The organism is Tropicimonas omnivorans (genome assembly GCF_031846565.1).
Classification (GTDB): Bacteria; Pseudomonadota; Alphaproteobacteria; order Rhodobacterales; family Rhodobacteraceae; genus Tropicimonas_B; species Tropicimonas_B omnivorans.
Genome location: NZ_JAVRHL010000007.1, coordinates 38,455 through 63,966, shown reverse-complemented (window position 1 = coordinate 63,966; position 25,512 = coordinate 38,455). Strand labels below are relative to the sequence as shown.

The following is a 25,512-nucleotide window of genomic DNA, read 5'->3' as shown; positions in this document are numbered from 1 at the left end:
GATAGTTCTCGAAGTCCTGGCGCAGCAGGTCGGCATACTCGCGCACCTCGCTCTCCGCTGATGGCAAATATGGTTTTTCTGGTGGTAGACAGCTCTGCGAATGAGCTGGGAAGGCCAGAAAGATCAACAAATTTACTGTACTGTTTAGGGGGTGAAAGTGACTGCACATCATAGGTGAACCCCTTGTGTTGCAATGGTAAATTGGTTGTCACCCGGATTCCCAAAGACCGGGTAGACCCGACGCTGCCTGCAATCTGCACGGTTGCAGACAAAATAACAATATTGTATCGGTGGCGGCACCTTGTCTGGTGCGCGTCTCCGATGCTCGTGAGCTAGGAGGCCAGGCCGGACGCATGTTCAAAGCAGCGCCTAATGTGGTCGTCGAAGAGACATTCAGAAACTTACTCGAGCGCGGGTATCGAGCGGAGATCGTCTGCTCGGAAAGCGCCTTCAAGCAGCACGCAACCTGGTATGGTCGCTGGTATCTCCGGGCTGTCTCGGACGATAACGGCGAAGAACATTTGCTCGTCACGGCACGAGGAAAAGGCAAAGGGGAAAAGGACCTCGCCCCTCGGTATTTCCGAACGGCTCCGGGTCTCATCTCCTTCCTGCACGATCAGGGATGCAAGTTCATCGAGATTCCGCTGGAAGCGGGCACTCGGGCGTCTCAACGCCTCCTACGAAAACAAGACGAAGCGTCAGAGTAGCGCTCTCTTTGGTGCGGCTCTCGTAGCCGCCGCGCTCACCACGCCGCCTGCGAACGCGCAGGGAATGGTCATGGTGATGCGGTCGGACGGAAGCCTCGAAGCGCAATCTCCACAGAACGGTTTTTCTCGCACCTACGGCGATGCGCGCCGGTCGGACGGGGATAGCATTTTCCTGTTCAACGAAGACGAGGACGATGAAGAGGGCGGCGAAGCCGAAGCCGCGGTGCAAGTTCCGCGCGCGGTCGTTCCGCCCGCTGCGGTCCTCCAAGCAATTGATACGGCGGCGATGCGCTACGGGTCGCACCCGGCGCTACGGCGCGTCGGCATGTCCGTCTCGGAGTGGCGCCGCTTTTTCCGCGCAAACATCGAAATCGAGAGTGCCTACGATCCGAACGCTCGAAGCCATGTGGGCGCGATCGGGCTCGGACAACTCATGCCTGCTACGGCGTCTACCCTCGGAGTGGACCCGCACGATTGGCAGGAAAATCTGGACGGGTCGGCTCGGTATCTTCTGACCCAGCTCGCCCGATTCCAGGACCCACGGCTCGCCCTCGCTGCCTACAACGCAGGGCCAGCGGCCGTGGTCGAGAACGGGGGAATACCCCCGTACCGCGAGACCCAAAATCACGTCCTCAAGGTCATGGGGGTCTTCGCAAGGCTGCAAGGAGATCTAGGATGAAGTCGAATATCACTCACGTGGCTATGGCGGTCGTATTGACCTTTGTCATAGCCGAACCGGCGCTCGCTCAAGAGCTGGACCTGTCGCCGGTACAAGACCTTCTGCAAGGCATCGTGGACGCCATCACCGGCCCGCTCGGCATGGTGATCGGGACGCTCGCTTTGATCGGGGTCTTCCTGACTTGGCTGTTCGGGATTCTCGACTTCCGGCAGGCGCTTTGGACCGTGATCGCCATCGCCGGCGTTGCGGCGGCGCCGACCATTGTTTCGACCATCTGGAATAACTGAGGTCGAAAAGCGATGACAGAGCAGTCCCGTGTTTATCTAGGTCTGACGCAACCACCCAAGCTGCTCGGCTTGCCGATCATGTATGCGATGATCTGGATGTTCGGGTCTGTTCTGGTCTTCCTTTGGGTGCAAAGCGTCATCGTCGCGCTCCTGGCCCTTGCCGCCTACCCGGTTCTCTGGAAGGCGGCGGATTGGGACCCGCATTTCATCGACGTGATTGCGACCACTCTCCAAGAAACTCCGCCCACGCGAAACCGTCGCCAGCACGGGGGAGATAGCTATGTCCCTTGAAGACAACGAACTCCTGCCGACGTGGTTTGCCCGCGAACGCAAGATGGCCTCGCTACTGCCTTACGTGTCGCTGGTCGATGACAAGACGATCCGCACGCGCGGAAACGAGCTGATGCAGTGCATCCGGCTCGACGGTCTGAACAGCACTACCACCGAAGACGAATTGCTCGACAAGACGCGGGCGCTCTTCGCGCATATCGTGGCGCAGTCAGGATCGGACTACAGCTTCTACGTCCATAAGGTTTCGCGGCCTGTCGAACACGGCCTGCCGCCTGTCAACGGGGGTGATTTTGCCGAGGCGGTCGATAACCGTTGGCGAGCGCACCTGGACGATGGAAAGCTACGCGACAAGACCCTCACGCTGACGGTGATGCGTCGCCCAACGCTCGGGGCGAACGTGCCGTTGCGCCGCGCGAAGTCGATGGCAACGCTCCGGAGCGAGACGGAAAAGGCCCTGCGGCGACTCTACGAGGTCACGAACTTTCTGCGCTCGACTTTTGGGAACCTCAACGCGCGGCTTCTGTCGGCTGAGGAAGGTGAGCTGCTGGGCTTCCTCGGCGCGCTGAATGTGGGGCGGGAAAGCCCGATCTATCGCGGCTCGTCTTATGGTTATGTGGCGCAAGACGTGGCGAACACGCGCGTCACGTTCAAAGGCCCGAACTTCTACCTGTCCGAAGGCACCATAGGACGGCGCGTAGGGACCACCTTTGCGCTCAAGAGCTATCACAGCACGTCGCAGTGCACGATGTTCGATGATCTGAACCTGCCGGTCGATATGGTCGTCACGCAGTCTTTCAGCACCATCAACTCGAACGTCATGGCGGGGCGCATTAAGCGCCAGATGCGGCTTCGTCGCGCGTCAGACAACGGCGCAATGTCGCTCCTGGAGGAAATGCCGACCGCGCTCGATGATCTCGAAACCGGGCGGCTGAGCTTCGGGCTACACCACATGACGGTGACGGTATTCGCGGAGACCGAAGAAAAGCTCGATAGCATCGGCGCCGAAGTGCGCAACATCGCGACGACAGAAGGCGTCACGATGGTGAATGAGAGCTTTGCCGCTAAGACGCATTACTTCGCGCAGCACCCCGGAAATGGAGCCAAGCGAAGCCGTAAGGCGGCGGTCACGAACCACAACTTCGCGGACTATGCCGCCTTCCATCGCCCTCAGATGGGTAAGACCGGCGAGCGCGTCCCTTGGGGCGTTCCCGTCACTATGTTCCCGACCGTGGATAGGGGCGGCTTCCACTTCAACTTCCATGAGGAAGGGTCGCCCGAGAAAGAACCGACCGGGGGGCATACCCTGATCCTCGGACGCCCTGGCTCGGGCAAGTCCGTTCTCGCCGCCTTTCTGATGACGCAGGCGAAGCGCGCGGGCGCGCGGCTGTTCGTCTTCGATTACCGGCGCGGGATGGAGATGGCGGTGCGCGGCAACGGCGGTCGCTACACGTCCATCAACGCGGGCGAGAAGACCGGCCTAAATCCGCTCCGCACAGAGATCGACGCGCGCGGGCAGGCATGGCTTTCCGACTGGCTCTCCGCGTTGGTTCATCGCTCCGACAAGCCACTGACGCCCACGCAGGTGAACCGCATCCAAGAGGTCGTGCGGCAGAACGCGGAAGCGCGCGAGGATCTTCGCAACTGGACGGACTTGGCCTCTCTGTTCAGCTCGACCGACGACGAAGGCGATCTGCATGAGCGCCTTGTCGAGTGGACCGAAGGCGGACGCTACGGCTGGATTTTCGGGAACAACCACGAGGACACGTTCTCGCTCGAAGGCGAGACGGTTGGTTTCGATCTGACCGGAATTTTGGACAGCGAAAGCGAGAAAGAGCGCATGGCGGTCCTCTCGTATCTGTTCCGCCGGGTGGAGCGGAAAATCGAGGATCGACGCCGCACGATCATCGTCATTGATGAAGCGTGGAAGGCGCTCGATAACCCCTACTTCGCGGAGCGACTGAGCAACTGGCTCGTCACGGCCCGGAAGCAGAACGCGGTCGTCGTGATGATGACGCAGTATGCCAGCCAGCTCAAAAGGACGAACGTTGGTCAGACCATCGTTGAGGCGGTCCCGACGCAAATCCTTCTCCCCAACATACGGGCACGCCGCAGCGACTATGACCTGCTCGGCCTGCACGACAAGGAACTCGACATGCTGCTCAACTCGGGCAGCAACTCGCGCCTCGGGCTTGTGCGCGACGATCAGGGCTCGGTCCTGGTCGATGCCGACCTGAGCCCGCTGGGCAACCTTCTGACCATCCTGGGCGGGATGGAAAAGGGCGAGGAACTGGTCGGGGAAGACTACCGCGACCGCCCGGATTTCTGGAGGATCGGATGAAGCTCTTGACCGCTGCCCTGCTGATGGCCGTGACCCTTGCCGGGTGCGGCTATCAGCCCTCGACCGCTGAGTGCTTTAACTTCGCCCCGACTGACGGGCCTTGCACCTTCACGCCGGTGAACTCGGAGCACTGGAAGGTTGTCTCCGATGGCGACTAAGCTTCCGGCGCTCATGCTCTGCACAGCATTGACCGCCCTGTCCGGCGTGGCAGGGGCGCAGGGCGTCCCTGTCTTCGATGCACAGAAGAATGCGCAGATACAGGGGATCATCGAGCGCACGGAACTCGATCTGCTGCTCCAACAGGACGTTCTCGATACCGCTGAGCGGCTGGTCGAAATCAAACAGGAACAGCTCGACGCTCTGGCCGACATTCATTCGACGGCGACTATGGGCGACACGGACGTGTCGGGCATGGTCGCGAGCCTCGAAGATGGTAGCTCGGATGAGACGGCTTCGGATGAGCTTTACTCGCCCGTCGATACCAACCCCGGCGCGGAACAGATGTTCGGGGCCGTTGAAGACGAGGCGGGGAACAGTGAACCGGGTACGGGCGGCGGCGAAGTCGAAGAAAGGTTCGGAGACGCCAGCGGCTCGGTCGAAGGACTGATTATCCGCGTGGCAAAGGAGACGCACGGCAACGCCGGTGTCGGCACGGCCGGGCTGTCCGTGGTCCAATGGCGGGCGCTTCTCCAAGCTCTGATCTGGCAGGAAAGCCGTTTCACCATCGGGGTCACGTCGCCGGTTGGAGCGTTCGGTCTGACGCAGATCATGCCGGGCACTGCCAGCGATCTCGGCATCAACCCGGAATACTACGAGAGTCCCTATCTCCAAGTCGAAGGCGGCGCGCGCTACCTCGCCTCGATGCTGAATATGTTCGACGGGAACATCATTCATGCGCTCGCAGCCTACAACGCCGGCCCTGGAAACGTGCAGAACTATGGGGGCGTCCCGCCGTTCGAAGAAACCCAGCACTACGTGCAGGTGATCCCCGAACGCTACAACCACTACCTCGAAATCATCGGCGGCGTGGATGCTCTTGGCACCATCGACCCGGTGACGCTCGCCAACTCAACCATGAGCATGACGGCCTACGGCTCCGGGGTCTACGGCGACTACTCCCTGACTTCCGTGCAAGCCGCCGCAGCGCGCGTCAGCGCGATCATAGAGCGGATCGGGGAGACCGAAGACGTTCAGGAAGCCTATGCCCTGAACACCTATGCGCGCGCTGAGCTGGCGCGGCTCGTCGCGATCCGCACTCGGCTCAAGGCGGCGCAAACCCGCGCCCTTTCCGCAGAGCAAGTCGCGATGGCGGCACGAGCGGCCCAGGAGCGGGCCTTCATGGACTTTCAAATGGAGGATTTCGAGTGATGGCTATCTCGAGAACGATAGGACAGTGGGTCCGCGCGGCGGCCCTGACGGGTGCAGTCGCCGTCTCTGGTGGTGGTGCCATGCTGTCGAGCGCGGTTGCGTTCATGGCCGCGCCCCCGGCGTACGCGCAAGGCGTGCCGGTGGTCGATACGCAGAACATCGCGCAGGAAATTCGGCAAATTCAGCAGATGCTGGAAGACTACGGCATCCAGTCGGATCAACTCGACCGCCTGCTTGAGCAAGTCGAACTTCTCCAAAGTCAAATCGACCAGCTCGAAGAGACCTATGACGCCTTGAGCGGCCCGACGAACGTGGCTGCGATGGTGATGGAGAACGGCGACCTTAACGGCCTTCTCGATCAGGAATTTGAGGACATGATCGACTTGGCCCAAGGCGTCGCCAACGGCGACTTCTCTGGCCTCCTGGGCGGTTCGGCGCCGCAGATGCAGACGCAGATGGAGCGCGTCTTGGCCGAAGCTGGCTTCGGTGAAGATACGCTGTCGGAAATGGCGTCCAGCGGCAACCGAGGCGCGGAGAACGTCGCCACGCGCGCCTCCACAGGGGCGGTCATGTCGGCGGCCGCGCAGAACAGCCACCGCGAGGCGGCGCAGTCGCTTGAGCGGGTAGATGAGCTGGTCGGGATGATCCCCGACATGGAGACGCTCAAGTCGAGCATCGATCACAACACGCGCGTCACGGCGGAGCTGGCGATCGCCATGACGCGCATGTGGGAACTCGAAGCAATTCAGACGGTAGGGTCCGGTCAAAGCGGTGTGGTCGATGCGGCCACCATCGCTGAGGAACAGCGGTTCATGGACTTCACCCTGCCGGACCTCGAATGAGCGAGGCAGGCGTGGCTAAACAAGACGAGATCATTGAAGAAGAGCTTGTTTACGGCGCTCGTCGCCGTGAACGGCTCTGGCAGAAGGTTGCGCTCGTGAGCGCGGTCTTCGGCATCGCGGGGTGCCTAGCGGCTGCGGCTGTCTCGGTTCTCGATGTGGACCCGCCGCCGGTTGTGGTCCCGGTGGATAGTGAGACAGGCATGGCGGTTCCGAACGCGGCGGTTGAAGCCGTCTCGCTGACGGAGCGCCCGGCTATCATTCAGGCCGAAGTCTACCGCTATGTGAACGCGCGGGAGACCTACAACCAGCTCGACAACGATGTGCGAATTGAGCGTGTCCTGGCCATGTCCGATGGGAATGCGGAATCCTCCCTGCGGCAGCTCTGGACCAGCGGCCACGCCGATTATCCGCCCAACAACTACGGCGATGATGCGCGGCTCGATGTGCAAATCGACTCGATCAACATCATCACGAACAACCGGGCACAAGTGCGGTTTCGGAAGCGGCTGACGTCCAATGAAGGGACGCAGACAGGGAGCTTCACGGCAACGCTGCTCTATGAGTTTCGGCCCGCACAAATGCGGCAGATAGACGATGTGTGGCGCAATCCCTTCGGCTTCACGGTGACTGAATACGCGGTCGTGTCCGATAGGCAGGAGTGACGCCATGAAAAGACGAGGCATCTGGACACTGGCTCTCGGAGTCGCCCTCGCGGCCACGGTCGCGCAGGCGGAATATTCCCCGCGACCTGGGCACTACGACAGCCGCGTTCGCACAGCCACCTATCGCGACGGCGAGGTCTACCGGATCAACGTCTCGATGACCCACGTAACGAGCATCGAGTTCGGACAGGGCGAGACGATCCGCTCGATCATCGCCGGCGATACGGAAGGCTTCATGCTGGACGGGGTGCCCGGAGGCCGCGCCTTTGCGATCAAGCCCGGGGCGCAAGGTATCTCGACCAACATCACGGTCTACACCAATCGCCGCAGCTACTATTTCAGCGTCACCGAGACCTCGAACCCGACGCACTACGTGGTGCGGTTCGACTATCCGCAGGACCGGCGCGCTGAGCCGCGCGATGCCGTCGCGCGGAGTGCGCCGAACACCAATTACGGCGTGAGCGGTCAGTCAGAAATCACACCGACCGCGATCTGGGACGATGGGACGTTCACCTACTTCCGTTTCGCCAGAAATGCGCCTGTGCCTTCGATCTTCAAATGGTCGAACGGCAATGAGCGGTCGGTGAACAGCATGGCGACCGAAGATGACGTGATCCGCGTCTCCGGCGTCAACAACAGGTGGGTGCTGCGCCTTGGCGACCAAGAAATATGCGTGGAAACCCTGCCGACGCAAGGAGGCCAGCAATGAGCGATGAGAACACCAACGGCGAGGGAAACCCGAGCCTCGAAGAGCGTCTGCAAGCCCTTGAAAGCAGTGAGAGCGGCGGGGGCTCCGGGACACGCCGCCAGCGCCCGAACGTGTCGCCTTTGGTGGCTATCGGCGGCGTGGCGGCGATCAGCCTAATGGGCGGCTTGGTGTATCTCTCTATGCAGCCCGAAGAAGAAGAGCGGATGCAGACGGGCGCTCCGGCTGAGTTTCAGCCCGAAGGTGACGGGTTCGGGACGATCACACCGACGCGCGTTCCTGAACCTGAGCCGGAACCTGAACCGGAGCCTGAGCCACAACCGGCAGCGGCCCCGAACTCCGAGCTGCTGGATCGGATCGACAGGCTCCAAGCGGAGATTGAAAATCTTCGCGACGCTCCGGCCGAAGAGCAGGACACGTCGGAGCAAGACGCTCGAATTGATGATTTGCTTACGCAGGTCGAAGACTTGCAAGAGGCGAACGAAGAGGCTCAGAGCGAGTTTCAGCGTCAGCTCCAACAACGTGACCGGGAGCTTCGTCAGCTTCAAGCAGACCTCGATCTCGCGCGGTTGCAGCCCAACCCGACGCCCGCCACGGCTCCGGCCGAGACCGGGCCGAACGAAGAGGAACAGCGCCGCCTTGCGGAACTGGAACGGCGGCGGCAGGAGGCGCGGGAGTTTCAAGCCGCGCGCAACGAGAGCGGCATCATCGCATTTGGCGGCGGTGGGTCCGACAACGGCGCTGGCGATGAGGCTGAACAGCTACTCGATGCGGGGACCGATTTCGTCCGAAACGGCGGCGCGACGGCCGAGGTCACTCAGGCGGAAGTGATAGCAAATCCGTCGAACACGGTACCGCAAGGAACGCTGATACAGGCGTCGCTCGAAACGGCCATCGATAGCTCGACACCCGGCCAGGTGCGCGCGCTCACGTCGGAGAACGTCTATTCCTATGACGGGTCGCGCGTCCTGATCCCACGTGGCTCGCGGCTTATTGGGCGTTACCAGTCGGGCGTCGAGATTGCGCAGAAGCGCATCACCATCGCTTGGGACCGGATCATTCTGCCGACACAGCAGACCGTCGAAGTCAGCGCCTTCGGTGGCGATGAGCTGGGACGCTCAGGTGTGGGCGGGTTCGTGGACTCCCGGTTCGACGAACGGTTCGGTTCAGCGGCTCTTATCTCGTTGATCTCGGCTGGGGCCAGCTATGGCACCGGTCAGCTTGAAAGCGAGGATGCCGCCGACGCGGCGGATCAGGTTGGTGGCGATCTGGAAAGCGCCTCGAACAGTGCCCTCGATGACTACCTGTCCCTCGGTCCAGTGATCCACGTGGACCAAGGCGAGACGGTCACGGTCATGGTGGACCGGGACCTGGAGATTTTCTGATGGGCTCCGGGTATCTCGAAAGCTCTCTCGACCGCATCCCCGAAGCCTCGCGGGAGGACGTGATCGAGATATGCGTGAACCCTGACGGGCGTGTGTGGGGAGAGTTTCAGGGGGACCACTTCATGCAGCCCCTTGAAACGGCGCTGTCGGAGACGCAGGCGAAAGACCTGGCGAACCAAGTGGCATCGGCCACGCAAACGACGATGAGCAAGTCGAAGCCGGTCGTTTCGGTGAGCATCGAATATCGGAATCGACCGATCCGCGCGCAGGTTATGGTCTCGCCTGTGGTCGGCCGCGGTGCGTCGATCTCTCTGCGGTTCTTCACGAACGTTCCGCTCGACAAGATCGAGCTGAAGTTCCTCTACGGCGAGGAACGTAGCCTCGAACAAGTCCGGCAGGAGCGAACGCGCGAGCTGCGCTCCATTGTAGCAAGCGGCGATATTACCGCCTGCCTGCGCTTCTGCGTGGATCACAAGCTCAACATGATCGTCGCCGGGGGCACGTCCACGGGCAAGACGGTCGCCGCGCGGAAGATCCTTTCTTACGTGCCGCCGGAAGAGCGGATCGTCACCATCGAAGAGGCGGCAGAGCTGCTGCCAGCGCAGCCGAATGCGGTCACGCTGATCTCGAACCGCGAAGTCGAGCATCAAACGGCAGACGCGCTACTGACTTCAACGCTGCGGATGCGGCCTGACAGGATCGTGCTGGGCGAGGTGCGCGGACAGGAAGCCATGACCTTCCTCGAAGCGATCAATACCGGGCACGGTGGCTCGATGACGACACTGCACGCTGAGACGCCGCAACTGGCGATGCAAAGACTCGCCATTGCTGCCCTGAAAACAAACGTCCCGATGACCTACGCCGACATGGTGCGTTACATCGAAAACTCTATCGACGTGGTAATTCAGACAGGCCGTCTCGAAGGCGACCGGGGTATCACCGAATTTTTCCTGCCGGGCGCGGAAGAAAAGGAGGGCCAAGGCCATGATGAAGTTTGAGCATGAGGTCGATACCATCGACTTGCGGAAAAAGACGAAGGAAATGCCGGCTACTCTCGCGCGGCGGAGTGCAGAAGGCTGGGAGCTGGTATCGGTCGCGACGGCCGGGCCGACTGATCTGCACCTCTTCTTCAAGCGGCCGATGGCGGCTGAGCCAAAGGCGGTGGCATGATGGGACGCCACCTTGCCGCCCTTATGATGGCGGGCCTCATGGCTGGACCTGTGGCTGCGCAGGACTCGTTCATGCTGCCCGATCTAAACGAAGAGCCGGAGAACCCGGATTGCCCGGATGCGCCTGCGCGCCCGGAATGGGTCGCGAACCCCTCCAATGAGGGCCTGACGCGCTCGGAGCTGGCGACGGAACTGTATCAGCAGGAAGGCTATCGCAATGTGGTCGAAGCCGGGGAATGCACCTGCGAGCTGCGCTTCCCGTCCTGGGACGACGTGACAGAGGCGATGGAAACCGAATTTGCCGGAATCTCGCGCTTCGAGTTTCTGGAAGTCATCCCCGACATTCGGAAAGCGACGAAGACCTACAGGAATGAAGGTCGGCCGATCTGTAGAGACGCCGGGCTCTGGTAGAGCAGGAGAACGAAAATGGGCGTCGTAACGTTCTTTGTCGAGACGACTGACGGGTTTCTCAATGATGCGGCTGAGACGCAATTCGGAATGGTTGCGGCGACGGTCGGCACTATTGGGACGGTAGCCTGCACATTGGTCGTGATCCTCGTCTTCCTGAACCTCATATTCGGATTTCGGGACATGGACGGTCGGATGGCGTTTTGGCTCGTGGTCAAGATGGTGCTGATCTCGATCTTCGCGCAGAGCTGGACGCAGTTCGATCAATTCTCGTCGGCGCTTCTCAACGGCATCGACTCCATCGCGGGATCACTTGTCGCCTCGGTCGGCGGCGGCGGCGAAATCGGGCCTTCGGGCACCTTCGCGGAAGAGTTCGACGGTCTCATCGAGAACATGACGGAATATCTGGACGCGATTGCAGACAGCATGAATTGGATGCAGGGCGCGATCACGAACGGCATCGGCCTCGTTCTTCTCAGCCTTCTCGGCGGGATCGCCGCCTTCATCGTGGTTTTCTCGCGCGTGATCCTCACACTCATGCTGGCCCTTGCGCCGATCATGATCTTCCTGACCCTCTTCGACGCGACGAAAGACTACTTTCTCCGCTGGGTCAGCTCGACGGCCTCTTTCGCCCTCTATCCTGTGGTCATCGCGGGCATCTTCGCGACAATCATCGGTGTGGGTGGTTCCCTCATGGCAACCCTTGGCGATCCGGGCTCGGCCGAGAATATCGGGGCACTGATCCCTTTCTTCATGCTGGTTCTCATGTCCAAAGCCTTCATCTTGGCCACGCCGTTTCTCGTGCGCTCGATCTCCGGCAATGTGGTGATGCCGGCGATGCAGGCGGTCAGCCCCGAAGGCATTCGCTCCTTCACGGCGGGGGCCGCGAACACAAGCGGCTCGCAGGCTCGGGCGCAACGCGGGATGCGAAGCGGAACGGAGCTGGCCGGGTCGGCGTCGAGGTCGGCCGCCCTGGGCGCTGGCGCGCGAGTCCAAAGGATGATGCAGCGCAACAAGAGACTGTCCGAGACATAGAAAAATGCCCGCTTCAGCTGGCTTTTTTGGGGTCCATTGCAGGACGGTGTGAAATCCTACGGTAAGGCATCTGTCGAGAGGCACCGGAGGATCGCTTGGGATAGCCGACGTTCGCTGGACCACGAGTGAGCGGCGACTGTGCGGACTTTTTGGTCATTTGGCGACCAACCGATGCAGTTGCAGCATGACGATGGAGTTGCTCGCAGCCGCAGCAAGCGGGGTTCTGCGCCACAGCGCACATCACGTAAGCGGTCGTTCAAGGCTGCACCAGATCCAGAAACCGAAACCCACCATTCGCTGCGCCTCGCCGCAGCGCCGCCGATGTCGGACTTTCCGGGCCTTCGATGCAACTGCGCGGTGTGGAAATGCGCAGCGGCTTGACGGCGATCCTCGTGCCCTCAGGCAGCCTCGTAGCTTGAAAAGATTTCCGTGCTTCCATTCTTGCGGATCAGGAACACATCGTAGGCTTCTCGTTGGTCTTCCGGTCCCATGCCAGGTGATCCGTAAGGCATGCCGGGCACGGCGAGACCGACGGCATCGGGGCGCTCGGAAAGCAGTCTTCGAATGTCGCTCGCCGGCACGTGTCCCTCGATCATGTAGCCCTCGACCTCGCCGGTATGACAGGAGGTCATGTTCTGGGGGATGCCGTTCTCGAGCTTGTGCCGGATCAGGAGGGTGCCGAAGCTGCGCTCCGTGGTGACGGAAAAGCCGTCCTCCTTCAGGATCTCGATCCAGGCGGTGCAGCACCCACAGTTCGGATCTTTCAGGACGTGGATCGAGAGAGGCACCTGGGTCAGACCGGCGGTCGGCGCTGTCGCGGCAAAGCTCGCGGCGGAGGCTATCATGGCGCGGCGGGTGAGGATCATCCGTGTCTCCTTGTCAGGTCGTCGCGGCTGAGTGATCGGAGCGTGGCTCCTCAGTGGTAGGACTGACGCGTTCCTTGGATTCAGGCGCGCCGCTCGGCCGGAAGAACAACAGCCGGAGCGCGTTCATCGTGACCAGCACCGTGGCGCCGGTATCGGCGAGGATCGCGATCCAGAGGCCGGTGATCCCGAGCACGGTAGTTACGAGGAAGACTGCCTTGAGCCCGAGCGCAATCGCGATGTTCTGGTGGATATTGCTCATGGTCGCGCGCGCGAGGCGGATCTTGGCAGGCACGTCCGTCACCCGGTTGCGCAGGATCGCCGCGTCCGCCGTCTCCAGCGCGACATCGGTGCCCGAGCCCATGGCAACGCCGACATGCGCGGCGGCGAGCGCGGGCGCATCGTTGATCCCGTCGCCGATCATCATCACGCGGGCATCCGCCGTCAGGTCGCGGATCGCCGTCACCTTGTCTTCCGGCATGAGCTCCGAGCGATGCTCGATCCCGAGCCCTTCGGCGATGGCCTGGGCCGTGCGTGGGTTGTCCCCAGTCAGCATGACTGAAGTGATGCCAAGCTTACGCAGCTGCGTGACTGCGTCCGCCGCATCGGCGCGCGGCTCGTCCCGCAGCGCGATGAGGCCCATGGGCACGTCATCGCAGAGCACGATGACCACCGTCTTGCCGTCGGCTTCCAGCGCCGACACGCGAGTCCGGAGGTCGTCCTTGAGCGCACCGCGCTCGTCCGCCAGCCGCGGCGAGCCCACGCAGACGGTCGCGCCCTCGATGGACGCCTCCGCACCTTTGCCGGGGAGCGCGCGGCCGCCGGTCGCCGCCGCCGCGTCGACGCCTCGCCGCTCGGCCTCGGCGCAGATCGCCTGGCCGAGCGGGTGGCTCGCGCCGCTCTCGACGCCGGCGGCGAGCGCCAAGAGGTCTTCTTCGCGTCCGCTCAGCACTGCGACATCCGTCACGCGAGGCTTGCCGTGCGTGAGCGTTCCGGTCTTGTCGAAGGCGACACGGGTGGTGCGGGCGGTCGCCTCGATCACCGCCCCGCCCTTCATCAGCAGGCCGTTGCGCGCACCGGTGGAAAGCGCCGAGGTGATGGATGCGGGCACCGAGATGACCAGCGCACAGGGACAGCCGATCAGCAGCAGCGCCAGCGCGCGGTAGACCCATTCGCCCCATGCGAGGCCGAAGGCCAGAGGCGGGACGACTGCCACCAGGAGCGCGGCCCCCACGACGGCGGGCATGTAGATGCGGCTGAACCGGTCGATGAAGCGCTCCGTCGGCGCGCGGGCGCTCTCGGCCTCTTCCACGAGACGGACAATGCGGGCGATGGTGTTGTCCTCGGCCGTCTTCGTGACCCGCACGCGCAGGAGCGCTTCGGCATTGATCGACCCCGCGAAGACCTCCGCGCCCGGCTCCTTGAGGCTCGGGACACTCTCGCCCGTTACAGGGCTCTCGTCGACACCGGACGTGCCACTCATCACCTCGCCGTCGCAGGGCACGCGGTCGCCGGGGCGGACCTGCACGATCTGGCCAACCTGGAGTTCCTCTGCCGCGACTTCACGCGTTTTGCTGCCCACTTCGAGCCGCGCCGTCTTGGGCACGAGCTTCGAGAGCGCCCGGATGCTGTCGCGCGCCTTGCCCGCCGACACACCTTCGAGAAGCTCTCCCACGGCGAAGAGGAAGACGACCAGCGCGGCCTCTTCCGGCTCACCGATTATCAGCGCTCCGCCAGCGGCGATGGTCATCAGCATCTCGATGGTGAAGGGCATGCCGGCCCGCGTCATGGCGAAGGCGCGCTGCGCCACGGGCAATATCCCGACCAGCGTTGCCAGGACGAACGCCCAGTGGGCGATCTCTGCCGGGAGGACGAGACGGGACGCCCAAGCCGCCGCGAGCAATGCGCCGGTGCCGAGCACCAGACGACCCTTGGAGGATTTCATCCAAGAACTCGGCGCGTCGTCGGCCGGCTCGTCCATGTCCCCCGTCTCGCTGTCTGTCTCCGAGCTCTCCGCAGCATCTGGAAACGCGCCATCCGGCAGGACGAAACCGCCCTTGGGCTTTTCCGGTCGCGCGCCTTTGGGCGCGATGCCGAAGCCGACGCCGCGCACGGCCTCCTCGATGCTCTCGGGCGGTGTCTGCGTCTCATCGAGCGTCAGTCGCAGCCGCTCGGCCATGAGAGCCACATCGACATCCTCGACGCCAGGCAGGCGCTCGACCGCGCCGCGTACCTTGGCGGCGCATGATCCGCAATCCATGCCCGTCACGCGCCACTCGCGGTGGCCTGCGCTTACGTCTGCCATGATGGCTCTCCGTGGTGAGTCCTCGATCGGAACTCGATATACGACCTACAGCCGCTGTAGGTTCAAGGGCAAATAGCAATTTCACTAAACTCGAACGATTTCCGAGCTTTATCTGGAGCGGCGGTCTTATCTATCCCATCGCTGCACTCGCCAAGATTGCCGGTTGCTTCGCCATCTGGGCGTGGTGCCTCAAACCTCTGGCTATTACCGGGACTTGCAAGCCTTGCTGCGTTCGGCTGGCTGCTCGCGCAGGTCGACACCGATCTTGCCGGTCGGGCCTATACTGCCTATGACAGCGTCTATCTCGCCGCCTACGACCCATACCGTCGGCCCAAAGGTCTGCGGCGGCCAGACGCGACGGTCGGGTCTTGCAATGGACCATGTGACGGCAATCAACGTCAGTGCGAATGCCCGACATGTTCGTTAGCCGTGCCGTGCCCATAGAGATCGGCATCCTCATGGGCACAATCCTCATGCTCGAACTCGAGACTCGAATGAGCAATGCCGAAGCGATCCTGTAGCGTGTCCTTGATGCGCTTCTTGGTTGACTCGATGTTCTCCCAGCCTTTCCCCGTCAGGACGACATGGCAATCGAGTGCGACTTGGTGCTCTTGCATCTGCCACAGATGGACGTGGTGGACGTCGGCCACCCCCTCTGTGCCGCGCATTGTGTCTATGACACTCTCGCAATCGAGGTCAGGCGGGCTGCCCAGCATCAGCGTTCGGATCGGGCCGCCTATCTCGGTGAAGGCTAGATATAGAATGTAGAGAGCGATCCCGATCGTGATCGCCGGGTCGACCCAACGCAGGTCATAGAGAATGATGAGCGATCCGCCGACGATCACAGCGACCGACGCGAGCGCATCGGAGAGGTTGTGCAGGAACAAGGCGCGAATGTTCACGCTGCCCTTTTGCATGGAATAGGTCAGCAGCGCGGTAAGGGTGTCCACGACCAGTGCGACACCGCCCAGGATCACGACCGTCCAGCCTTGAACCTCTGGTGGGTCGATCATCCGCATGCCGCCCTCGTAGATCAGGTAGAAACCTATCAGAATAAGCGTGGTGTAGTTGATCAGCGCGGCGACGATCTCGATCCGGCCGTAGCCAAAGGTCATGCGCTCATCCGCCGGTCGCCGCGCGATTTTGCGCGCGGCGAAGGCGATCACAAGCGACGCCATGTCCGAGAAATTGTGTAGCGCGTCAGCGATCAGCGCCAGGCTGCCCGAAAGGATCCCGCCGACGATCTGCGCGACGGTCAGAAGTCCGTTGGCCCAGATCGCGACAGACACGCGGCGATCGCCGGATTTTGGGTCGATATGAGCATGGCTATGATCGTGCGGCACGGAAAGCTCCTCGAATCGGTCGAGGAGCAATTTAGTTGCTATAGTGGCTGTAGCTTCAATGCCTTTAACTACTTTCGACCGAGACCTTGGGCCTTCGGCTATCCGATGCTGCCAAGGACCGGGAAGGTTTCGAGCAACCAAAAGGCCAGACGGTTGATCTGACCGGTCATCACTCCGATCCCCATCAGCACCATCAGCCCGCCCGCGATGCGATAGAGCCACCGGCCTGTCGCGCCGATCCGTTTGAGTTTGCCCGCGATTTCATTGGTAAAGAGCGCGATCAGCAGGAACGGCACGCCCAGACCCACGGAATAGATGGCTAGAAGCGCCACGCCATCCGCGTCCGATGTCGCGCTCACCGCGAGGATCGAGCCGAGCACTGGCCCGATGCAGGGCGTCCAACCAAAGGCAAAGGCGAGGCCCAGAAGATACGCCCCCACCGCGTTGCCGCCTTTCGTTGCGACATCGGGCCTTGTGTCGCGCATCATCGCGGGGACCCGGATCGCCCCCATCATCACCAGCCCGAAAAGTACGATTAGAGCGCCCCCCGCAAGACCCAGTTCGTATTTCCAGCGCAGCAGCATTCCGCCCAAAAGGCTTGCCCCGGCCCCGAGCGCCACGAAGACCGTGGAGAACCCGAGCACGAACCAGAGGCTCAGGATCACACTGCGCACCCGGTCGCCGATGGCTGTCGCCGTTCCCGATGCCGGAGCAGGTTGCCCCGCGATATAGGATATATATCCTGGAGCCAGTGGCAGAACGCAGGGTGACAGAAACGAGACCGTCCCGCCCAAAAAGGCTGCGATGACTCCCACACCGGAGATTTCGAACATTCAGTTACCGCCTTTCCTGCACCTCAGTCGAACGGGCTTTGAAGGGCTACGACGGGTTTAGCTTCAGGAGAAGCTCCTAGACCTGGCGCGGCGCCGCCAGGATGATCGCTGCCCCGACAAGGCAGATTGCGGTGCCGATCACATCCCACCTGTCTGGCCGCTGTCCTTCGATCAGCCACATCCAGAGAACCGAAGCCGCGATATAGACGCCCCCGTAGGCCGCAAAAGCGCGCCCCGCCGCGGTGGCCTCGACTTGGGCGAGTAACCACCCGAAGAGCGCAAGCGCAATAAGACCCGGGGCCAACCAGAGCGGCGAGGTCCCGAGGCGCCACCATGCCCAGATGGCGAAGCAACCGGCGATCTCGGCCAACGCGGCCAGAGGATAGACGATCGCCGCGCCCATGCCTCACGCCCCGATCTCGTCGTGGTCGGTCAGGCATGCGGAGTGATCCCGCAGAACCTCGAGCACGCGGCAATCGGCCGTCCGCCCGCCGCTGCATTCGTGCACCATCCGATTCAGCTCCGTGCGCAGCGCCTCGAGCCGAGCGATCCGCCGCTCCACCTGCTTCAATTGCCGCCGCGCGATCGCATCGGCCTCATGGCAGGGCCGGTTGGGATGGTCGCCGAGGTCCAGCAGTTCCCGAATGGCATCGAGCGAAAAGCCAAGCTGGCGCGAATGGCGGATGAAGGACAGCCGGTCGAGCTCGGCATCGCCATAGCGCCGCTGCCCGCCTTCGGTCCGGCCCGGCTCGGGCATGAGTTCGATCTGCTCGTAGTAGCGGATGGTCTGCACCTTGGTGCCGGTCTTCTTCGCCAAGCTGCCGATCGTGAGCATCTACGCCTCCATAAAACGTACAGTCGTGGTAGATTTGATGGGCCGCTTTGGCAACGACGACATGGCTTTCACATGCATGTGACAAAGTGCGGCAGCCGCGACGAAAGTAGTTGAACCTCCAGTGGCTAGAGGATGTATCCGCGCCGTTATCAAAAACGGCAGGCAGGCGGTTTACGTGACGCTGACACTCCTTCGAAAAGTGCTTTGGGCGTCGGTGGGCGTTGCAGCCTTGGCATTGGTCTGGCTTCTTCTCTGGGCGGATTATCGTGCCGATCGTGCGCGCACCGAGACGGAACCCGTTTTCCGAGCGGATTTCGAGCTGACCGACCACAGGGGGATGGTCCGCACCCAGGAGGATTTTGCGGGCGAGTGGATGCTGATCTTCTTCGGTTTCGCCAATTGCCCGGATATCTGCCCGACCACCCTTTCCGAGGTTGCCGCGGTCATGGACGGTCTGGGGGAGAACGCGGAGCAGGTTCAGCCGCTCTTCATCTCGATCGACCCCGAGCGCGATACGCCGGAGAACCTTGCCGACTATGTGCCGGTTTTTAATGCTGGCATTCTCGGCCTGACCGGAACGTCCGACCAGATCGAACGAACGGCCGAGAACTTCCCCATCTTCTACGAGAAAATCGAGGAGGCCTCCGCGCCGGGCGGTTACACGATGAGCCACACGTCACACCTGTTTCTGTTCGGTCCAGATGCGGGCCTCGTCACGACCTGGAGCTATGGGACGCCAGCCGAGGAGATCCTCGCCGATCTGCGGAAACGGATCACCAGATGAAACCGAGAGTTTCCGCCGATACAGCACTCACCGCTGCATGGATCGTGGCGCTGGCTGCATCGCTCGCCGTCCTGTTCATCGGCGAGGTGCTGGGTCAGATGCCGTGCCTTCTGTGTTGGTACCAGCGCGCGTTCATGTTCCCGCTGGCCGTCGTTCTGGGTCTCGGGCTGTGGTGGCAGGACCGCCGCGTCGGGCGTTACGGCGTGGCTCTCGGCCTTGGCGGAGCAGCGATCGCGCTCTGGCACTCGGGTCTCTACGTCGGTCTCGTTCCCGAACCGATCCAGCCCTGCACAGCGATCGGTCCTTCGTGTACCGACGTCAACCAGTTGGTTCTCGGCATCCCGATCCCGTTTCTGTCGCTCATCGCCTTCGTGCTGGTCGTCGGGCTGTCGACGCTTTCCTTGAAGGAATCACATTCATGAACCGAAAAGCACTCGTCCTGTCAGTCCTGGTGCTTGCCCTCGCCGGCTTCGCGCTCGCTGCCTGGTTCGCCACTCGTCCCGCGCCAGTAGCGCAGACCGCGTCGGTTCCGGCGGAACAGGCGGAGGCCCTATTGCGCCCCTATTCGCCGATCCTGGGACCGGAACAGGCGCCGGTCACCATCGTCGAGTTCTTCGATCCGGCCTGCGAGGCCTGCCGTGCCTTCTATCCCGTGGTGAAGGACATCATGGCTGAGCATGGCGATGCCGTCCGTCTCGCGATCCGCTACACCCCGTTCCACGGGGAAGCCTCCGAAGAGGCCATTCGCGTCCTGGAAGCCGCCCGGATGCAGGATGTCTATGAGCCCGTTTTGGAGGCCATCCTGCGCGAGCAACCCCGCTGGGCGTCGCATGGCGCGCCGGAACCGGGGCTGATCCTCGAGGTCGCCGCCACGGCGGGTCTAGATGCTGAAGCCGCAGAGACGCAGATGATGGCTCCTGACGTCATCGGCATACTCAACCAGGACCGAGCAGACGTCGAGACCGTCGGCGTGAGCGGGACGCCGACCTTCTTCGTCAACGGCAAGCCGCTTGATCCATTCGGAGAGGCGCAACTCCGGGCGCTGGTCGCGTCGGAAGTCGCGGCCGCCGGAAGCTGATCCGACGGGCGCGCAATCGAGAATCGAGAAGGAGCTGCAATGAAATACACCATCCACGCCGCGTGCTCAGTCCTGATGCTGCCGTTCATGCTTGCGACGTCGGCAATGGCCGGCTCCGCCGATGTCGTCGTCGAGAACGCCTGGGCGCGGGCCTCGATCGGCACCTCCCGCCCCGGCGCAGCTTATATGGAAGTCCACAATGCGGGTGACGAGCCGGTCACGTTGACCGGGCTCCGGACAGACCTCGCCATGCTGCCCGAAGTTCACCGGACCGCGACGGACGAGCAGGGTGTGAGCTCGATGTCTCCGGCGGGCCAGATTGTCATTGCACCTGGCGAGACCGTCGCGTTCGAGCCCGGCGGCCTGCATGCCATGCTGATGCAGCTTCAGCGCCCGATGGAAGAGGGCGAGACCTTTCCGTTGACGCTGACATTCTCCGATGGCGGAGAGACGACGGTCGAGGTGCCGATCCTCGGGATCGCAGCGCGCGGGCCGGAGGATTGATGCAGAGCAGATCAGTTCTCGGCTACGGTGCCGCGGCGCTCGGTGTGCTCGGGCTCGCTCTATTCGTCGGCTGGTGGCAGGTCGACGGCCCCGGAGCGCCTGTACCGGACGACGGACGGCCGTTGCCGCTCACCGCGATGGAGTTCGACCTCACCGATCACGAAGGACGTCCGGTTGGACCGGATACGCTGGTCGGGTCGCCCTCAATGGTCTTCTTCGGCTTTACTTACTGTCCGGATGTGTGCCCGACGACGCTTGCAGACATTTCCGGTTGGCTGGACGCCTTGGGAAGGGATGCTGAACAACTGAACGTTGTCTTCATCACCGTCGATCCGGAGCGGGACAATGTCGATGCGATGGCGGAGTACGTCGGCTATTTCCACCCGGCGATCCGTGGCTGGACCGGTCCGGAGGAGCAGATTGCTCTGGCGGTCGAGGGTTTCCGCGCGACCTACGAAAAGGTCCCGACTGACAGCGGCGACTACACCATGAACCACACGGCGAGCGTCTTCCTGTTCGACGCCGAGGGACGCTTCGTGACCACTATCGACTACCACGAACCGAGAGAATTCGCGTTGCCGAAGATCCGCCGCGCAATGAACGAAAAAGACGCAGAGGGGGCAACATGAGGTTGAGATATTGGGCGGCCGCATTGGCGATGGCGGGCGGCGTCTCGGTAACGGCTCTTGCCTTGTCCAGTGCGGCGGTAAACGAGCCGGTGCCACCGGGTTTGACCGAGGCTGGCCGCTGGCGCCCCGAGCCTTTCACATCGCCTGTGGAGGCGAACCTGGTGGTGCCCCACGCTGTGTCCGCGGTTTCAGCTTCGCCTACCAGTGCTTCAGCTCCGGCTCTCCCGACCGCACCGGCGGCGAATGCTCCCTTGCCTGTGATCAAGCCGCCCCTCGCCGTATGGTCTCGTGAAATCGCCTCTGGGGATACGCTCGACGGCCTACTCGCCGAAGCCGGCCTCACCAGGCCGGACCGTGCGGAGACGTCGCTGGCGCTCGGCGCAGAATACGATCTGCGTCGCCTGCGTCCTGGGCACGTTCTGACAGTCGAGATGTCTGCCAATGGCAGTCCACGCCGCGTGGCGCTCGATGTGGACGAGGGCGTGCGGGTCGAAGCGACGTTTGGCGATACGCTCTCGACCCGCGTCGTGTCCCCCGAGCCCGAGATCGTGGTGTTGGCCGGAACGACCAAGATAGAGAGTTCGATCTTCGCCGCGCTAGAAGACTCCGGGATACCGCCGCGTTTCGCGGTCGATCTGGCGCAGATGTTGGGGGGTACGGTGGATTTCCGCCGTGACCTCGGCGGGGGCGAGACCCTTCGCCTTCTGTGGCGCGAGGCGCGTGTCGAAGGCGATACCATAGGACAACCCAAGATCGCCTTCGCTTCGCTCGATTTGGGGGACGCACTCTACGAGGTTGTCTGGCCCGAGGACGGCACGGGTCGCGCCACGATGTACCTCAACGGCGAAGTGGTTCGCGTCTTCGCTGAGCCCGTGAAGGGGGCTCGGCTTAGCTCCGTCTTTGGTCGGCGAAAGCACCCTATCTACGGCAATGTGCGCATGCATACCGGCGTCGATTTCGCGGCACCGCGCGGAACGTCGGTGCGCGCGACGGCGCCGGGGCGCATCGCCTTTATCGGGCGTCGGGGCGGCTACGGGCGCGTCGTCGAGATCGCTCACGGGACGGAAACCATGACACGCTATGCACATCTGAGCGCCGTTCCCGATAGCCTCGCTGAAGGTCAGCGGATCGCGGCGGGCGACACGATCGGCCGGGTTGGTGCGACTGGAACGGCGACGGGGCCGAATTTGCACTACGAGGTGCGCGTGGACGGCCGCCCGACCGATCCACTTTCTGACAAGCGCCTGTCGGAAGCCATCGAGGGCGAAGCGCAGGGCGACGCAGGCCTGGACCGGCTAACTGAGGCGCGTGCGCGCTTGGAGGACGCGCTCGCCAGCGATCTTGCATCCAACACTACGGAAAGGCTCTGACCCATGAGAAAGCTGCTCACCGCGGTGACAACCGCCATCGCCCTTCTTCCTGCCGTCGAGGTTTTGGCAAAAGCGACCCCAATTGACGTGCGCAAGACCAACGGCTGTGGCTGCTGCATCGCCTGGATGGAGCATCTGAAAGAGAACGGCTTCGCGCCGACCGGGCAGGACATGTTCGGAGGCGCGCTCGTGCGCTTCAAGCTCGACAACGCCGTGCCGCAACCGTTGGTATCCTGCCACACGGCGCTCGTCGACGGCTACGTGATCGAGGGACACGTGCCGGGGAGCGACATTCGCCGCCTTCTGGAGGAACGTCCCGAAGCCGTCGGCCTGGCCGTACCGGAGATGCCTCTCGGTTCCCCCGGCATGGATTTCGGCCAGCGACGCGAAGCCTACGACGTCTTTCTTATCCGCGATGACGGCTCGACTGAGGTCTTCGCAAGCTACAATGGAAACTGATCAATGCCGCAAGCGCACACCACCGGCAAGGTAACCCTTCTGTTCGCGGGCCTGCTTGTGCTCGGAGCCTGCACCGTTCCGGTGGTCCAGACTGCCGAACCGGAGGCAGCGATCTCGGAGGACGTGATGGCTCAATTGAGCGCCATGGCCGCCCCATATCAGAATGTGCAAACCGTAGTACTTCGGCCAGAGGACGGCTGTTACTGGTACCGCCATGTCGGGCCGGTCGAGACAACGATGCTGCCGCTCCGAACGCCGGAAGGGGGCCCGATCTGCACTGCGCGTACGGCGCAGGCTACGAGCTGACGGCATGTGCTTAACACCCTCATGGCACGCGACCTTAAATGGCCGTTGGTGCCTTCAGCCCCCGTGGACTGGGAGGTGCGTGGGAGACAGTGGCAGCCTAGCGCAACCGCCTTTCGCGAAAAGCGGTGCGTGTGGGCGCGCGAGGCGATCAGCTATGCGCCGTCACGGGGCCGTCGTTTTCAGCCGGATAGAGGACGGCTGTCACGCCGGTTTCGACCTGCTCGTAGAGGTCGTTGATGTGGGGCATCACCATGCGCACGCACCCCGAGCTCGCGCGGGAGCCGATCGAGCGCGGGTGGGGTGTGCCGTGGATCCGAAGGTAGGTGTCGCGCTCACCGACATAGAGATAGAGCGCGCGCGACCCGAGCGCGTTCTCGGGGCCAGGTTCCATCCCGTCCTCATACTGCGCGTAGGCTTCCGGCTCTCGGCGGATCATGTTCTGCGTCGGCGTCCAGTGCGGCCACCTCACCTTCCGGCGGATCGTGTAGGTGCCCGGCTCGTAGAGCCCACCCTCACCGATGGCCACGCCGTACCGCATCGCCGTACCGCCGGGCTCGATATGGTAGAGATAGCGTGCGGTGGCATCGACATGGATGTCGCCGGGCACGAGACCGGGCCGCGCCTCGACTCGCTGCGGCAGCAGTCGCGGGTGCAGACCCCAGGGGTTCGTCGTGGCCGGGTCGTAGTTCGCCGGCGTCACCTGCGCGTCCCAGGCGGCCTTCTGCGCCTCCGTCGGCCAAGTGCTTGCAAGAAGGGGGCCAGCGACCGGTGCGGAGAACATCGCGGCGGTCGTTGTGATGAAATGGCGTCTGCTCAGCATTGCGAAAGGTCGCTCCCGGGAGTCTTTGGTTGTTCAGAGCTTCCTGGGAAGCCGTTGGTGAGAATAGACAAGATGCCACTGAATGTCTTGTTCGGTCACATGGGTGTGACATCGCAGCAGGTCACAGCCGAGCATCGCTTCACGGACTGTTCCGCCGCGCAGGGATTGCGGGGCCGCGGGATGCGCGACTTGCCACCTCATTCGATTTCAGTGTTTTTTCAGGAGCGACCATGATCGAGCTGTCCCCGATCGCGCTCGGCTTCCTTGGCAGCCTCGCCGCCGGTCTAATGACCGCTGTCGGGGCGGTCCCGGTGCTTTTCGGCCAAATCCCGTCGCGTGCCACGCGGGACATGGCGCTCGGCTTTGCAGCTGGCGTGATGCTGGCGGCGTCGTTCTTCTCACTGATCATTCCTGCGCTCGATGCGGCCGAGCCGATGTTCGAGGGTGGCGCCATGCCGGCGCTGATCGTCTGCACCTCGATCCTGCTCGGCATGGGGGCGGTTGCGCTGATGAACGAGCGCTTGCCGCACGAGCACTTCAGGACGGGGCGAGAGGGACCAGAAGCCGCGTCGCTCAGGCGCGTCTGGCTTTTCATCATCGCGATCACAATCCACAATTTCCCTGAAGGCCTTGCCGTCGGAGTGGGCTTCGGTGCGGACGGTCTATCCGGCGGCCTGCCGCTCGCGATCGGCATCGGGCTGCAGAACGCGCCCGAGGGTCTGGCGGTTGCCGTGTCGCTCCTCGGCGAGGGTTACCCGAAGTTCCGTGCATGGGGCATCGCCGCCCTGACTGGTCTCGTCGAGCCGATCGGCGGGCTTCTCGGCGCCGGAATCATCACGTTGTCACAACCGCTCCTGCCTTGGGGTCTCGCCTTCGCCGCGGGTGCGATGCTCTACGTCATCAGCCACGAGATCATTCCCGAAACGCATCGCAGCGGGCATCAGAACCGTGCGACGCTTGGCTTGGCCGTTGGTCTGGTCCTGATGCTGTTCCTCGACGTCTGGCTGGGATGAGAGCAATGAAGCGTCCCACCTTTGCCTCAGCTGTTGCAGGCTGCATCGCTGTTGCGGCATTCGTAACCGATCAGGCAACGAAGGCGCTGGCCAGCGCCAATGCCGAAGCCCTTGCCGGCGGTCTCGGCGTCTTCCCCGGCTTCAACCTCGTCCTTCATCGCAACTCCGGTGTCAGCTTCGGCATGCTCAGCGACGTGTCCCCCTTCATACTGGTGGCGCTCGCCTTGGTCATCGCCGCGTGGCTTGCGGTCCTCGCATTCCGGACTGAACGGTCAAGTGATGCCGTGGGATACGGGCTCATCCTCGGCGGCGCGATTGGCAACGTGGCGGATAGGGTGCGGTTCGGCGGCGTGACAGACTTTCTCGACTTCTACATCGGTGAGTCGCACTGGCCCGCCTTCAACCTCGCCGATACCGCAATCTTCTTCGGCGTGGTGGTGCTTCTGTTCTGGCCCCGTCGCCACCTCCGGGGACAGAACGAGGCCACTTGATC

The 25,512-nt window shown here is 62.9% G+C and carries 31 protein-coding genes and 1 pseudogene; 25 read left to right on the top strand and 7 right to left on the bottom strand.

From position 1 onward, the window contains the following. Positions 1–353: 353 nt before the first annotated feature. From RM543_RS18605 to RM543_RS18535, 15 genes are all read left to right on the top strand, one after another. Positions 354–707: a hypothetical protein gene (locus tag RM543_RS18605; RefSeq protein ID WP_092696180.1), complete on the top strand. Its 354-nt coding sequence runs from the start codon at positions 354–356 to the stop codon at positions 705–707. 64 nt (positions 708–771) lie between these two features. Then, positions 772–1,386 carry a lytic transglycosylase domain-containing protein gene (locus RM543_RS18600; RefSeq protein ID WP_311694382.1) on the top strand — a complete coding sequence of 205 codons (615 nt, stop codon included), beginning with the start codon at positions 772–774 and terminating at the stop codon, positions 1,384–1,386. Continuing rightward, positions 1,383–1,673, top strand: a complete 291-nt coding sequence (locus RM543_RS18595) for a TrbC/VirB2 family protein (protein ID WP_108896028.1) — start codon at positions 1,383–1,385, stop codon at positions 1,671–1,673. The genes RM543_RS18600 and RM543_RS18595 overlap by 4 nt, the downstream gene beginning before the upstream one ends. Before the next feature lie 12 nt (positions 1,674–1,685). Next, positions 1,686–1,964, top strand: coding sequence for a VirB3 family type IV secretion system protein (locus tag RM543_RS18590; RefSeq protein WP_107978157.1), 279 nt, complete (start codon positions 1,686–1,688; stop codon positions 1,962–1,964). Continuing rightward, positions 1,954–4,302: a VirB4 family type IV secretion/conjugal transfer ATPase gene (locus tag RM543_RS18585; protein WP_311694378.1), complete on the top strand. Its 2,349-nt coding sequence runs from the start codon at positions 1,954–1,956 to the stop codon at positions 4,300–4,302. The genes RM543_RS18590 and RM543_RS18585 overlap by 11 nt, the downstream gene beginning before the upstream one ends. After that, positions 4,299–4,460 (top strand): hypothetical protein, encoded by a 162-nt coding sequence (locus tag RM543_RS18580; protein WP_181375904.1) that lies wholly within the window; start codon positions 4,299–4,301, stop codon positions 4,458–4,460. The genes RM543_RS18585 and RM543_RS18580 overlap by 4 nt, the downstream gene beginning before the upstream one ends. Beyond that, positions 4,450–5,670, top strand: a complete 1,221-nt coding sequence (locus RM543_RS18575) for a lytic transglycosylase domain-containing protein (RefSeq protein WP_311694375.1) — start codon at positions 4,450–4,452, stop codon at positions 5,668–5,670. Before RM543_RS18580 ends, RM543_RS18575 begins: the two co-directional genes overlap by 11 nt. Before the next feature lie 80 nt (positions 5,671–5,750). Beyond that, positions 5,751–6,512 (top strand): type IV secretion system protein, encoded by a 762-nt coding sequence (locus tag RM543_RS18570; protein ID WP_311694388.1) that lies wholly within the window; start codon positions 5,751–5,753, stop codon positions 6,510–6,512. Further along, positions 6,509–7,174: a VirB8 family type IV secretion system protein gene (locus tag RM543_RS18565; RefSeq protein ID WP_311694373.1), complete on the top strand. Its 666-nt coding sequence runs from the start codon at positions 6,509–6,511 to the stop codon at positions 7,172–7,174. Before RM543_RS18570 ends, RM543_RS18565 begins: the two co-directional genes overlap by 4 nt. Before the next feature lie 4 nt (positions 7,175–7,178). Next, the gene (locus tag RM543_RS18560; RefSeq protein WP_311694371.1) at positions 7,179–7,883 is read left to right on the top strand and encodes a TrbG/VirB9 family P-type conjugative transfer protein; all 705 of its coding nucleotides are present in this window, start codon (positions 7,179–7,181) and stop codon (positions 7,881–7,883) included. Beyond that, positions 7,880–9,265, top strand: a complete 1,386-nt coding sequence (locus RM543_RS18555) for a TraB/TrbI/VirB10 family type IV secretion system protein (protein ID WP_311694369.1) — start codon at positions 7,880–7,882, stop codon at positions 9,263–9,265. The genes RM543_RS18560 and RM543_RS18555 overlap by 4 nt, the downstream gene beginning before the upstream one ends. Then, entirely contained in the window at positions 9,265–10,263 is a 999-nt protein-coding gene (locus RM543_RS18550) for an ATPase, T2SS/T4P/T4SS family (protein WP_311694367.1), read from the top strand. The genes RM543_RS18555 and RM543_RS18550 overlap by 1 nt, the downstream gene beginning before the upstream one ends. Further along, positions 10,250–10,435, top strand: a complete 186-nt coding sequence (locus RM543_RS18545; protein ID WP_311694365.1) for a DUF4177 domain-containing protein — start codon at positions 10,250–10,252, stop codon at positions 10,433–10,435. Before RM543_RS18550 ends, RM543_RS18545 begins: the two co-directional genes overlap by 14 nt. Then, a complete protein-coding gene (locus RM543_RS18540) occupies positions 10,432–10,845 on the top strand; it encodes a hypothetical protein (RefSeq protein WP_311694364.1) in 414 nt (137 codons plus the stop codon). Before RM543_RS18545 ends, RM543_RS18540 begins: the two co-directional genes overlap by 4 nt. 15 nt (positions 10,846–10,860) lie before the next feature. Next, the gene (locus RM543_RS18535) at positions 10,861–11,877 is read left to right on the top strand and encodes a TrbL/VirB6 family protein (RefSeq protein WP_107978099.1); all 1,017 of its coding nucleotides are present in this window, start codon (positions 10,861–10,863) and stop codon (positions 11,875–11,877) included. A gap of 398 nt (positions 11,878–12,275) precedes the next feature. Here RM543_RS18535 and RM543_RS18530 read toward each other — a convergent pair whose 3' ends face one another. Both RM543_RS18530 and RM543_RS18525 read right to left on the bottom strand, forming a co-directional pair. Then, on the bottom strand, positions 12,276–12,743 hold the full coding sequence (locus tag RM543_RS18530; protein WP_092810097.1) for a DUF411 domain-containing protein: 468 nt from the start codon (positions 12,741–12,743) through the stop codon (positions 12,276–12,278). A 13-nt stretch (positions 12,744–12,756) separates the two neighbouring features. Further along, a complete protein-coding gene (locus RM543_RS18525; protein ID WP_311694360.1) occupies positions 12,757–15,045 on the bottom strand; it encodes a heavy metal translocating P-type ATPase in 2,289 nt (762 codons plus the stop codon). Between the two features lie 110 nt (positions 15,046–15,155). On the opposite strand from RM543_RS18525, the pseudogene RM543_RS18520 reads away from it, so the two are divergent. Further along, positions 15,156–15,357 (top strand): annotated as a pseudogene (locus RM543_RS18520) (YnfA family protein); the annotation flags it as partial. A gap of 86 nt (positions 15,358–15,443) precedes the next feature. On the opposite strand, the gene RM543_RS18515 reads toward RM543_RS18520, so the two are convergent. The 4 genes from RM543_RS18515 to RM543_RS18500 form a co-directional block, all read right to left on the bottom strand. Next, positions 15,444–16,388 carry a cation diffusion facilitator family transporter gene (locus RM543_RS18515; RefSeq protein ID WP_043844004.1) on the bottom strand — a complete coding sequence of 315 codons (945 nt, stop codon included), beginning with the start codon at positions 16,386–16,388 and terminating at the stop codon, positions 15,444–15,446. Positions 16,389–16,486: 98 nt separating this feature from the next. Next, positions 16,487–17,221 (bottom strand): cytochrome c biogenesis CcdA family protein, encoded by a 735-nt coding sequence (locus RM543_RS18510; RefSeq protein WP_092810101.1) that lies wholly within the window; start codon positions 17,219–17,221, stop codon positions 16,487–16,489. Positions 17,222–17,297: 76 nt separating this feature from the next. After that, on the bottom strand, positions 17,298–17,624 hold the full coding sequence (locus RM543_RS18505) for a YnfA family protein (RefSeq protein WP_092810103.1): 327 nt from the start codon (positions 17,622–17,624) through the stop codon (positions 17,298–17,300). A 3-nt stretch (positions 17,625–17,627) separates the two neighbouring features. Further along, positions 17,628–18,056, bottom strand: coding sequence for a MerR family transcriptional regulator (locus RM543_RS18500; protein WP_043843748.1), 429 nt, complete (start codon positions 18,054–18,056; stop codon positions 17,628–17,630). A 175-nt stretch (positions 18,057–18,231) separates the two neighbouring features. Here RM543_RS18500 and RM543_RS18495 point away from each other — a divergent pair, with 175 nt between their 5' ends. The 7 genes from RM543_RS18495 (at position 18,232) to RM543_RS18465 (ending at position 22,880) form a co-directional block, all read left to right on the top strand. Continuing rightward, the gene (locus RM543_RS18495; protein WP_092810105.1) at positions 18,232–18,840 is read left to right on the top strand and encodes an SCO family protein; all 609 of its coding nucleotides are present in this window, start codon (positions 18,232–18,234) and stop codon (positions 18,838–18,840) included. Then, positions 18,837–19,262, top strand: coding sequence for a disulfide bond formation protein B (locus RM543_RS18490; RefSeq protein WP_043843750.1), 426 nt, complete (start codon positions 18,837–18,839; stop codon positions 19,260–19,262). Before RM543_RS18495 ends, RM543_RS18490 begins: the two co-directional genes overlap by 4 nt. Continuing rightward, positions 19,259–19,918 (top strand): DsbA family protein, encoded by a 660-nt coding sequence (locus RM543_RS18485; protein ID WP_311694354.1) that lies wholly within the window; start codon positions 19,259–19,261, stop codon positions 19,916–19,918. The genes RM543_RS18490 and RM543_RS18485 overlap by 4 nt, the downstream gene beginning before the upstream one ends. Positions 19,919–19,993: 75 nt before the next feature. Next, positions 19,994–20,422, top strand: a complete 429-nt coding sequence (locus RM543_RS18480; RefSeq protein WP_240094712.1) for a copper chaperone PCu(A)C — start codon at positions 19,994–19,996, stop codon at positions 20,420–20,422. Further along, entirely contained in the window at positions 20,422–21,051 is a 630-nt protein-coding gene (locus RM543_RS18475; RefSeq protein ID WP_311694352.1) for an SCO family protein, read from the top strand. Before RM543_RS18480 ends, RM543_RS18475 begins: the two co-directional genes overlap by 1 nt. Further along, positions 21,048–22,421, top strand: coding sequence for a M23 family metallopeptidase (locus tag RM543_RS18470; RefSeq protein WP_311694350.1), 1,374 nt, complete (start codon positions 21,048–21,050; stop codon positions 22,419–22,421). Before RM543_RS18475 ends, RM543_RS18470 begins: the two co-directional genes overlap by 4 nt. A 3-nt stretch (positions 22,422–22,424) precedes the next feature. Then, positions 22,425–22,880: a DUF411 domain-containing protein gene (locus RM543_RS18465; protein WP_311694348.1), complete on the top strand. Its 456-nt coding sequence runs from the start codon at positions 22,425–22,427 to the stop codon at positions 22,878–22,880. A 454-nt stretch (positions 22,881–23,334) separates the two neighbouring features. Here the strand turns inward: RM543_RS18465 and RM543_RS18460 are convergent, their stop codons facing one another. Continuing rightward, a complete protein-coding gene (locus tag RM543_RS18460) occupies positions 23,335–24,006 on the bottom strand; it encodes a L,D-transpeptidase (protein ID WP_092696149.1) in 672 nt (223 codons plus the stop codon). Between the two features lie 230 nt (positions 24,007–24,236). On the opposite strand from RM543_RS18460, the gene RM543_RS18455 reads away from it, so the two are divergent. Both RM543_RS18455 and lspA read left to right on the top strand, forming a co-directional pair. Then, positions 24,237–25,019 carry a ZIP family metal transporter gene (locus RM543_RS18455; RefSeq protein WP_311694344.1) on the top strand — a complete coding sequence of 261 codons (783 nt, stop codon included), beginning with the start codon at positions 24,237–24,239 and terminating at the stop codon, positions 25,017–25,019. A gap of 5 nt (positions 25,020–25,024) precedes the next feature. After that, complete coding sequence (lspA, locus tag RM543_RS18450; protein WP_092810117.1) at positions 25,025–25,510, top strand: signal peptidase II; 486 nt, start codon at positions 25,025–25,027, stop codon at positions 25,508–25,510. Positions 25,511–25,512: the final 2 nt, after the last annotated feature.

What these genes read in the sequence shown, in the direction of transcription:
- RM543_RS18470 (WP_311694350.1), top strand. Translation starts at nt 21,048, where the DNA reads ATGAGGTTGAGATATTGGGCGGCCGCATTGGCGATGGCGGGCGGCGTC.
- RM543_RS18580 (WP_181375904.1), top strand. Translation starts at nt 4,299, where the DNA reads ATGAAGCTCTTGACCGCTGCCCTGCTGATGGCCGTGACCCTTGCCGGG.
- RM543_RS18485 (WP_311694354.1), top strand. Translation starts at nt 19,259, where the DNA reads ATGAACCGAAAAGCACTCGTCCTGTCAGTCCTGGTGCTTGCCCTCGCC.
- RM543_RS18560 (WP_311694371.1), top strand. Translation starts at nt 7,179, where the DNA reads ATGAAAAGACGAGGCATCTGGACACTGGCTCTCGGAGTCGCCCTCGCG.
- RM543_RS18585 (WP_311694378.1), top strand. Translation starts at nt 1,954, where the DNA reads ATGTCCCTTGAAGACAACGAACTCCTGCCGACGTGGTTTGCCCGCGAA.
- RM543_RS18595 (WP_108896028.1), top strand. Translation starts at nt 1,383, where the DNA reads ATGAAGTCGAATATCACTCACGTGGCTATGGCGGTCGTATTGACCTTT.
- RM543_RS18500 (WP_043843748.1), bottom strand. Translation starts at nt 18,056, where the DNA reads ATGCTCACGATCGGCAGCTTGGCGAAGAAGACCGGCACCAAGGTGCAG.
- RM543_RS18590 (WP_107978157.1), top strand. Translation starts at nt 1,686, where the DNA reads ATGACAGAGCAGTCCCGTGTTTATCTAGGTCTGACGCAACCACCCAAG.
- RM543_RS18570 (WP_311694388.1), top strand. Translation starts at nt 5,751, where the DNA reads ATGCTGTCGAGCGCGGTTGCGTTCATGGCCGCGCCCCCGGCGTACGCG.
- RM543_RS18545 (WP_311694365.1), top strand. Translation starts at nt 10,250, where the DNA reads ATGATGAAGTTTGAGCATGAGGTCGATACCATCGACTTGCGGAAAAAG.
- RM543_RS18565 (WP_311694373.1), top strand. Translation starts at nt 6,509, where the DNA reads ATGAGCGAGGCAGGCGTGGCTAAACAAGACGAGATCATTGAAGAAGAG.
- RM543_RS18505 (WP_092810103.1), bottom strand. Translation starts at nt 17,624, where the DNA reads ATGGGCGCGGCGATCGTCTATCCTCTGGCCGCGTTGGCCGAGATCGCC.
- RM543_RS18475 (WP_311694352.1), top strand. Translation starts at nt 20,422, where the DNA reads ATGCAGAGCAGATCAGTTCTCGGCTACGGTGCCGCGGCGCTCGGTGTG.
- RM543_RS18600 (WP_311694382.1), top strand. Translation starts at nt 772, where the DNA reads ATGGTCATGGTGATGCGGTCGGACGGAAGCCTCGAAGCGCAATCTCCA.
- RM543_RS18535 (WP_107978099.1), top strand. Translation starts at nt 10,861, where the DNA reads ATGGGCGTCGTAACGTTCTTTGTCGAGACGACTGACGGGTTTCTCAAT.
- RM543_RS18490 (WP_043843750.1), top strand. Translation starts at nt 18,837, where the DNA reads ATGAAACCGAGAGTTTCCGCCGATACAGCACTCACCGCTGCATGGATC.
- RM543_RS18480 (WP_240094712.1), top strand. Translation starts at nt 19,994, where the DNA reads ATGCTGCCGTTCATGCTTGCGACGTCGGCAATGGCCGGCTCCGCCGAT.
- RM543_RS18550 (WP_311694367.1), top strand. Translation starts at nt 9,265, where the DNA reads ATGGGCTCCGGGTATCTCGAAAGCTCTCTCGACCGCATCCCCGAAGCC.
- RM543_RS18525 (WP_311694360.1), bottom strand. Translation starts at nt 15,045, where the DNA reads ATGGCAGACGTAAGCGCAGGCCACCGCGAGTGGCGCGTGACGGGCATG.
- RM543_RS18575 (WP_311694375.1), top strand. Translation starts at nt 4,450, where the DNA reads ATGGCGACTAAGCTTCCGGCGCTCATGCTCTGCACAGCATTGACCGCC.
- RM543_RS18540 (WP_311694364.1), top strand. Translation starts at nt 10,432, where the DNA reads ATGATGGGACGCCACCTTGCCGCCCTTATGATGGCGGGCCTCATGGCT.
- RM543_RS18510 (WP_092810101.1), bottom strand. Translation starts at nt 17,221, where the DNA reads ATGTTCGAAATCTCCGGTGTGGGAGTCATCGCAGCCTTTTTGGGCGGG.
- RM543_RS18455 (WP_311694344.1), top strand. Translation starts at nt 24,237, where the DNA reads ATGATCGAGCTGTCCCCGATCGCGCTCGGCTTCCTTGGCAGCCTCGCC.
- RM543_RS18530 (WP_092810097.1), bottom strand. Translation starts at nt 12,743, where the DNA reads ATGATCCTCACCCGCCGCGCCATGATAGCCTCCGCCGCGAGCTTTGCC.
- lspA (WP_092810117.1), top strand. Translation starts at nt 25,025, where the DNA reads ATGAAGCGTCCCACCTTTGCCTCAGCTGTTGCAGGCTGCATCGCTGTT.
- RM543_RS18605 (WP_092696180.1), top strand. Translation starts at nt 354, where the DNA reads ATGTTCAAAGCAGCGCCTAATGTGGTCGTCGAAGAGACATTCAGAAAC.
- RM543_RS18555 (WP_311694369.1), top strand. Translation starts at nt 7,880, where the DNA reads ATGAGCGATGAGAACACCAACGGCGAGGGAAACCCGAGCCTCGAAGAG.
- RM543_RS18460 (WP_092696149.1), bottom strand. Translation starts at nt 24,006, where the DNA reads ATGCTGAGCAGACGCCATTTCATCACAACGACCGCCGCGATGTTCTCC.
- RM543_RS18465 (WP_311694348.1), top strand. Translation starts at nt 22,425, where the DNA reads ATGAGAAAGCTGCTCACCGCGGTGACAACCGCCATCGCCCTTCTTCCT.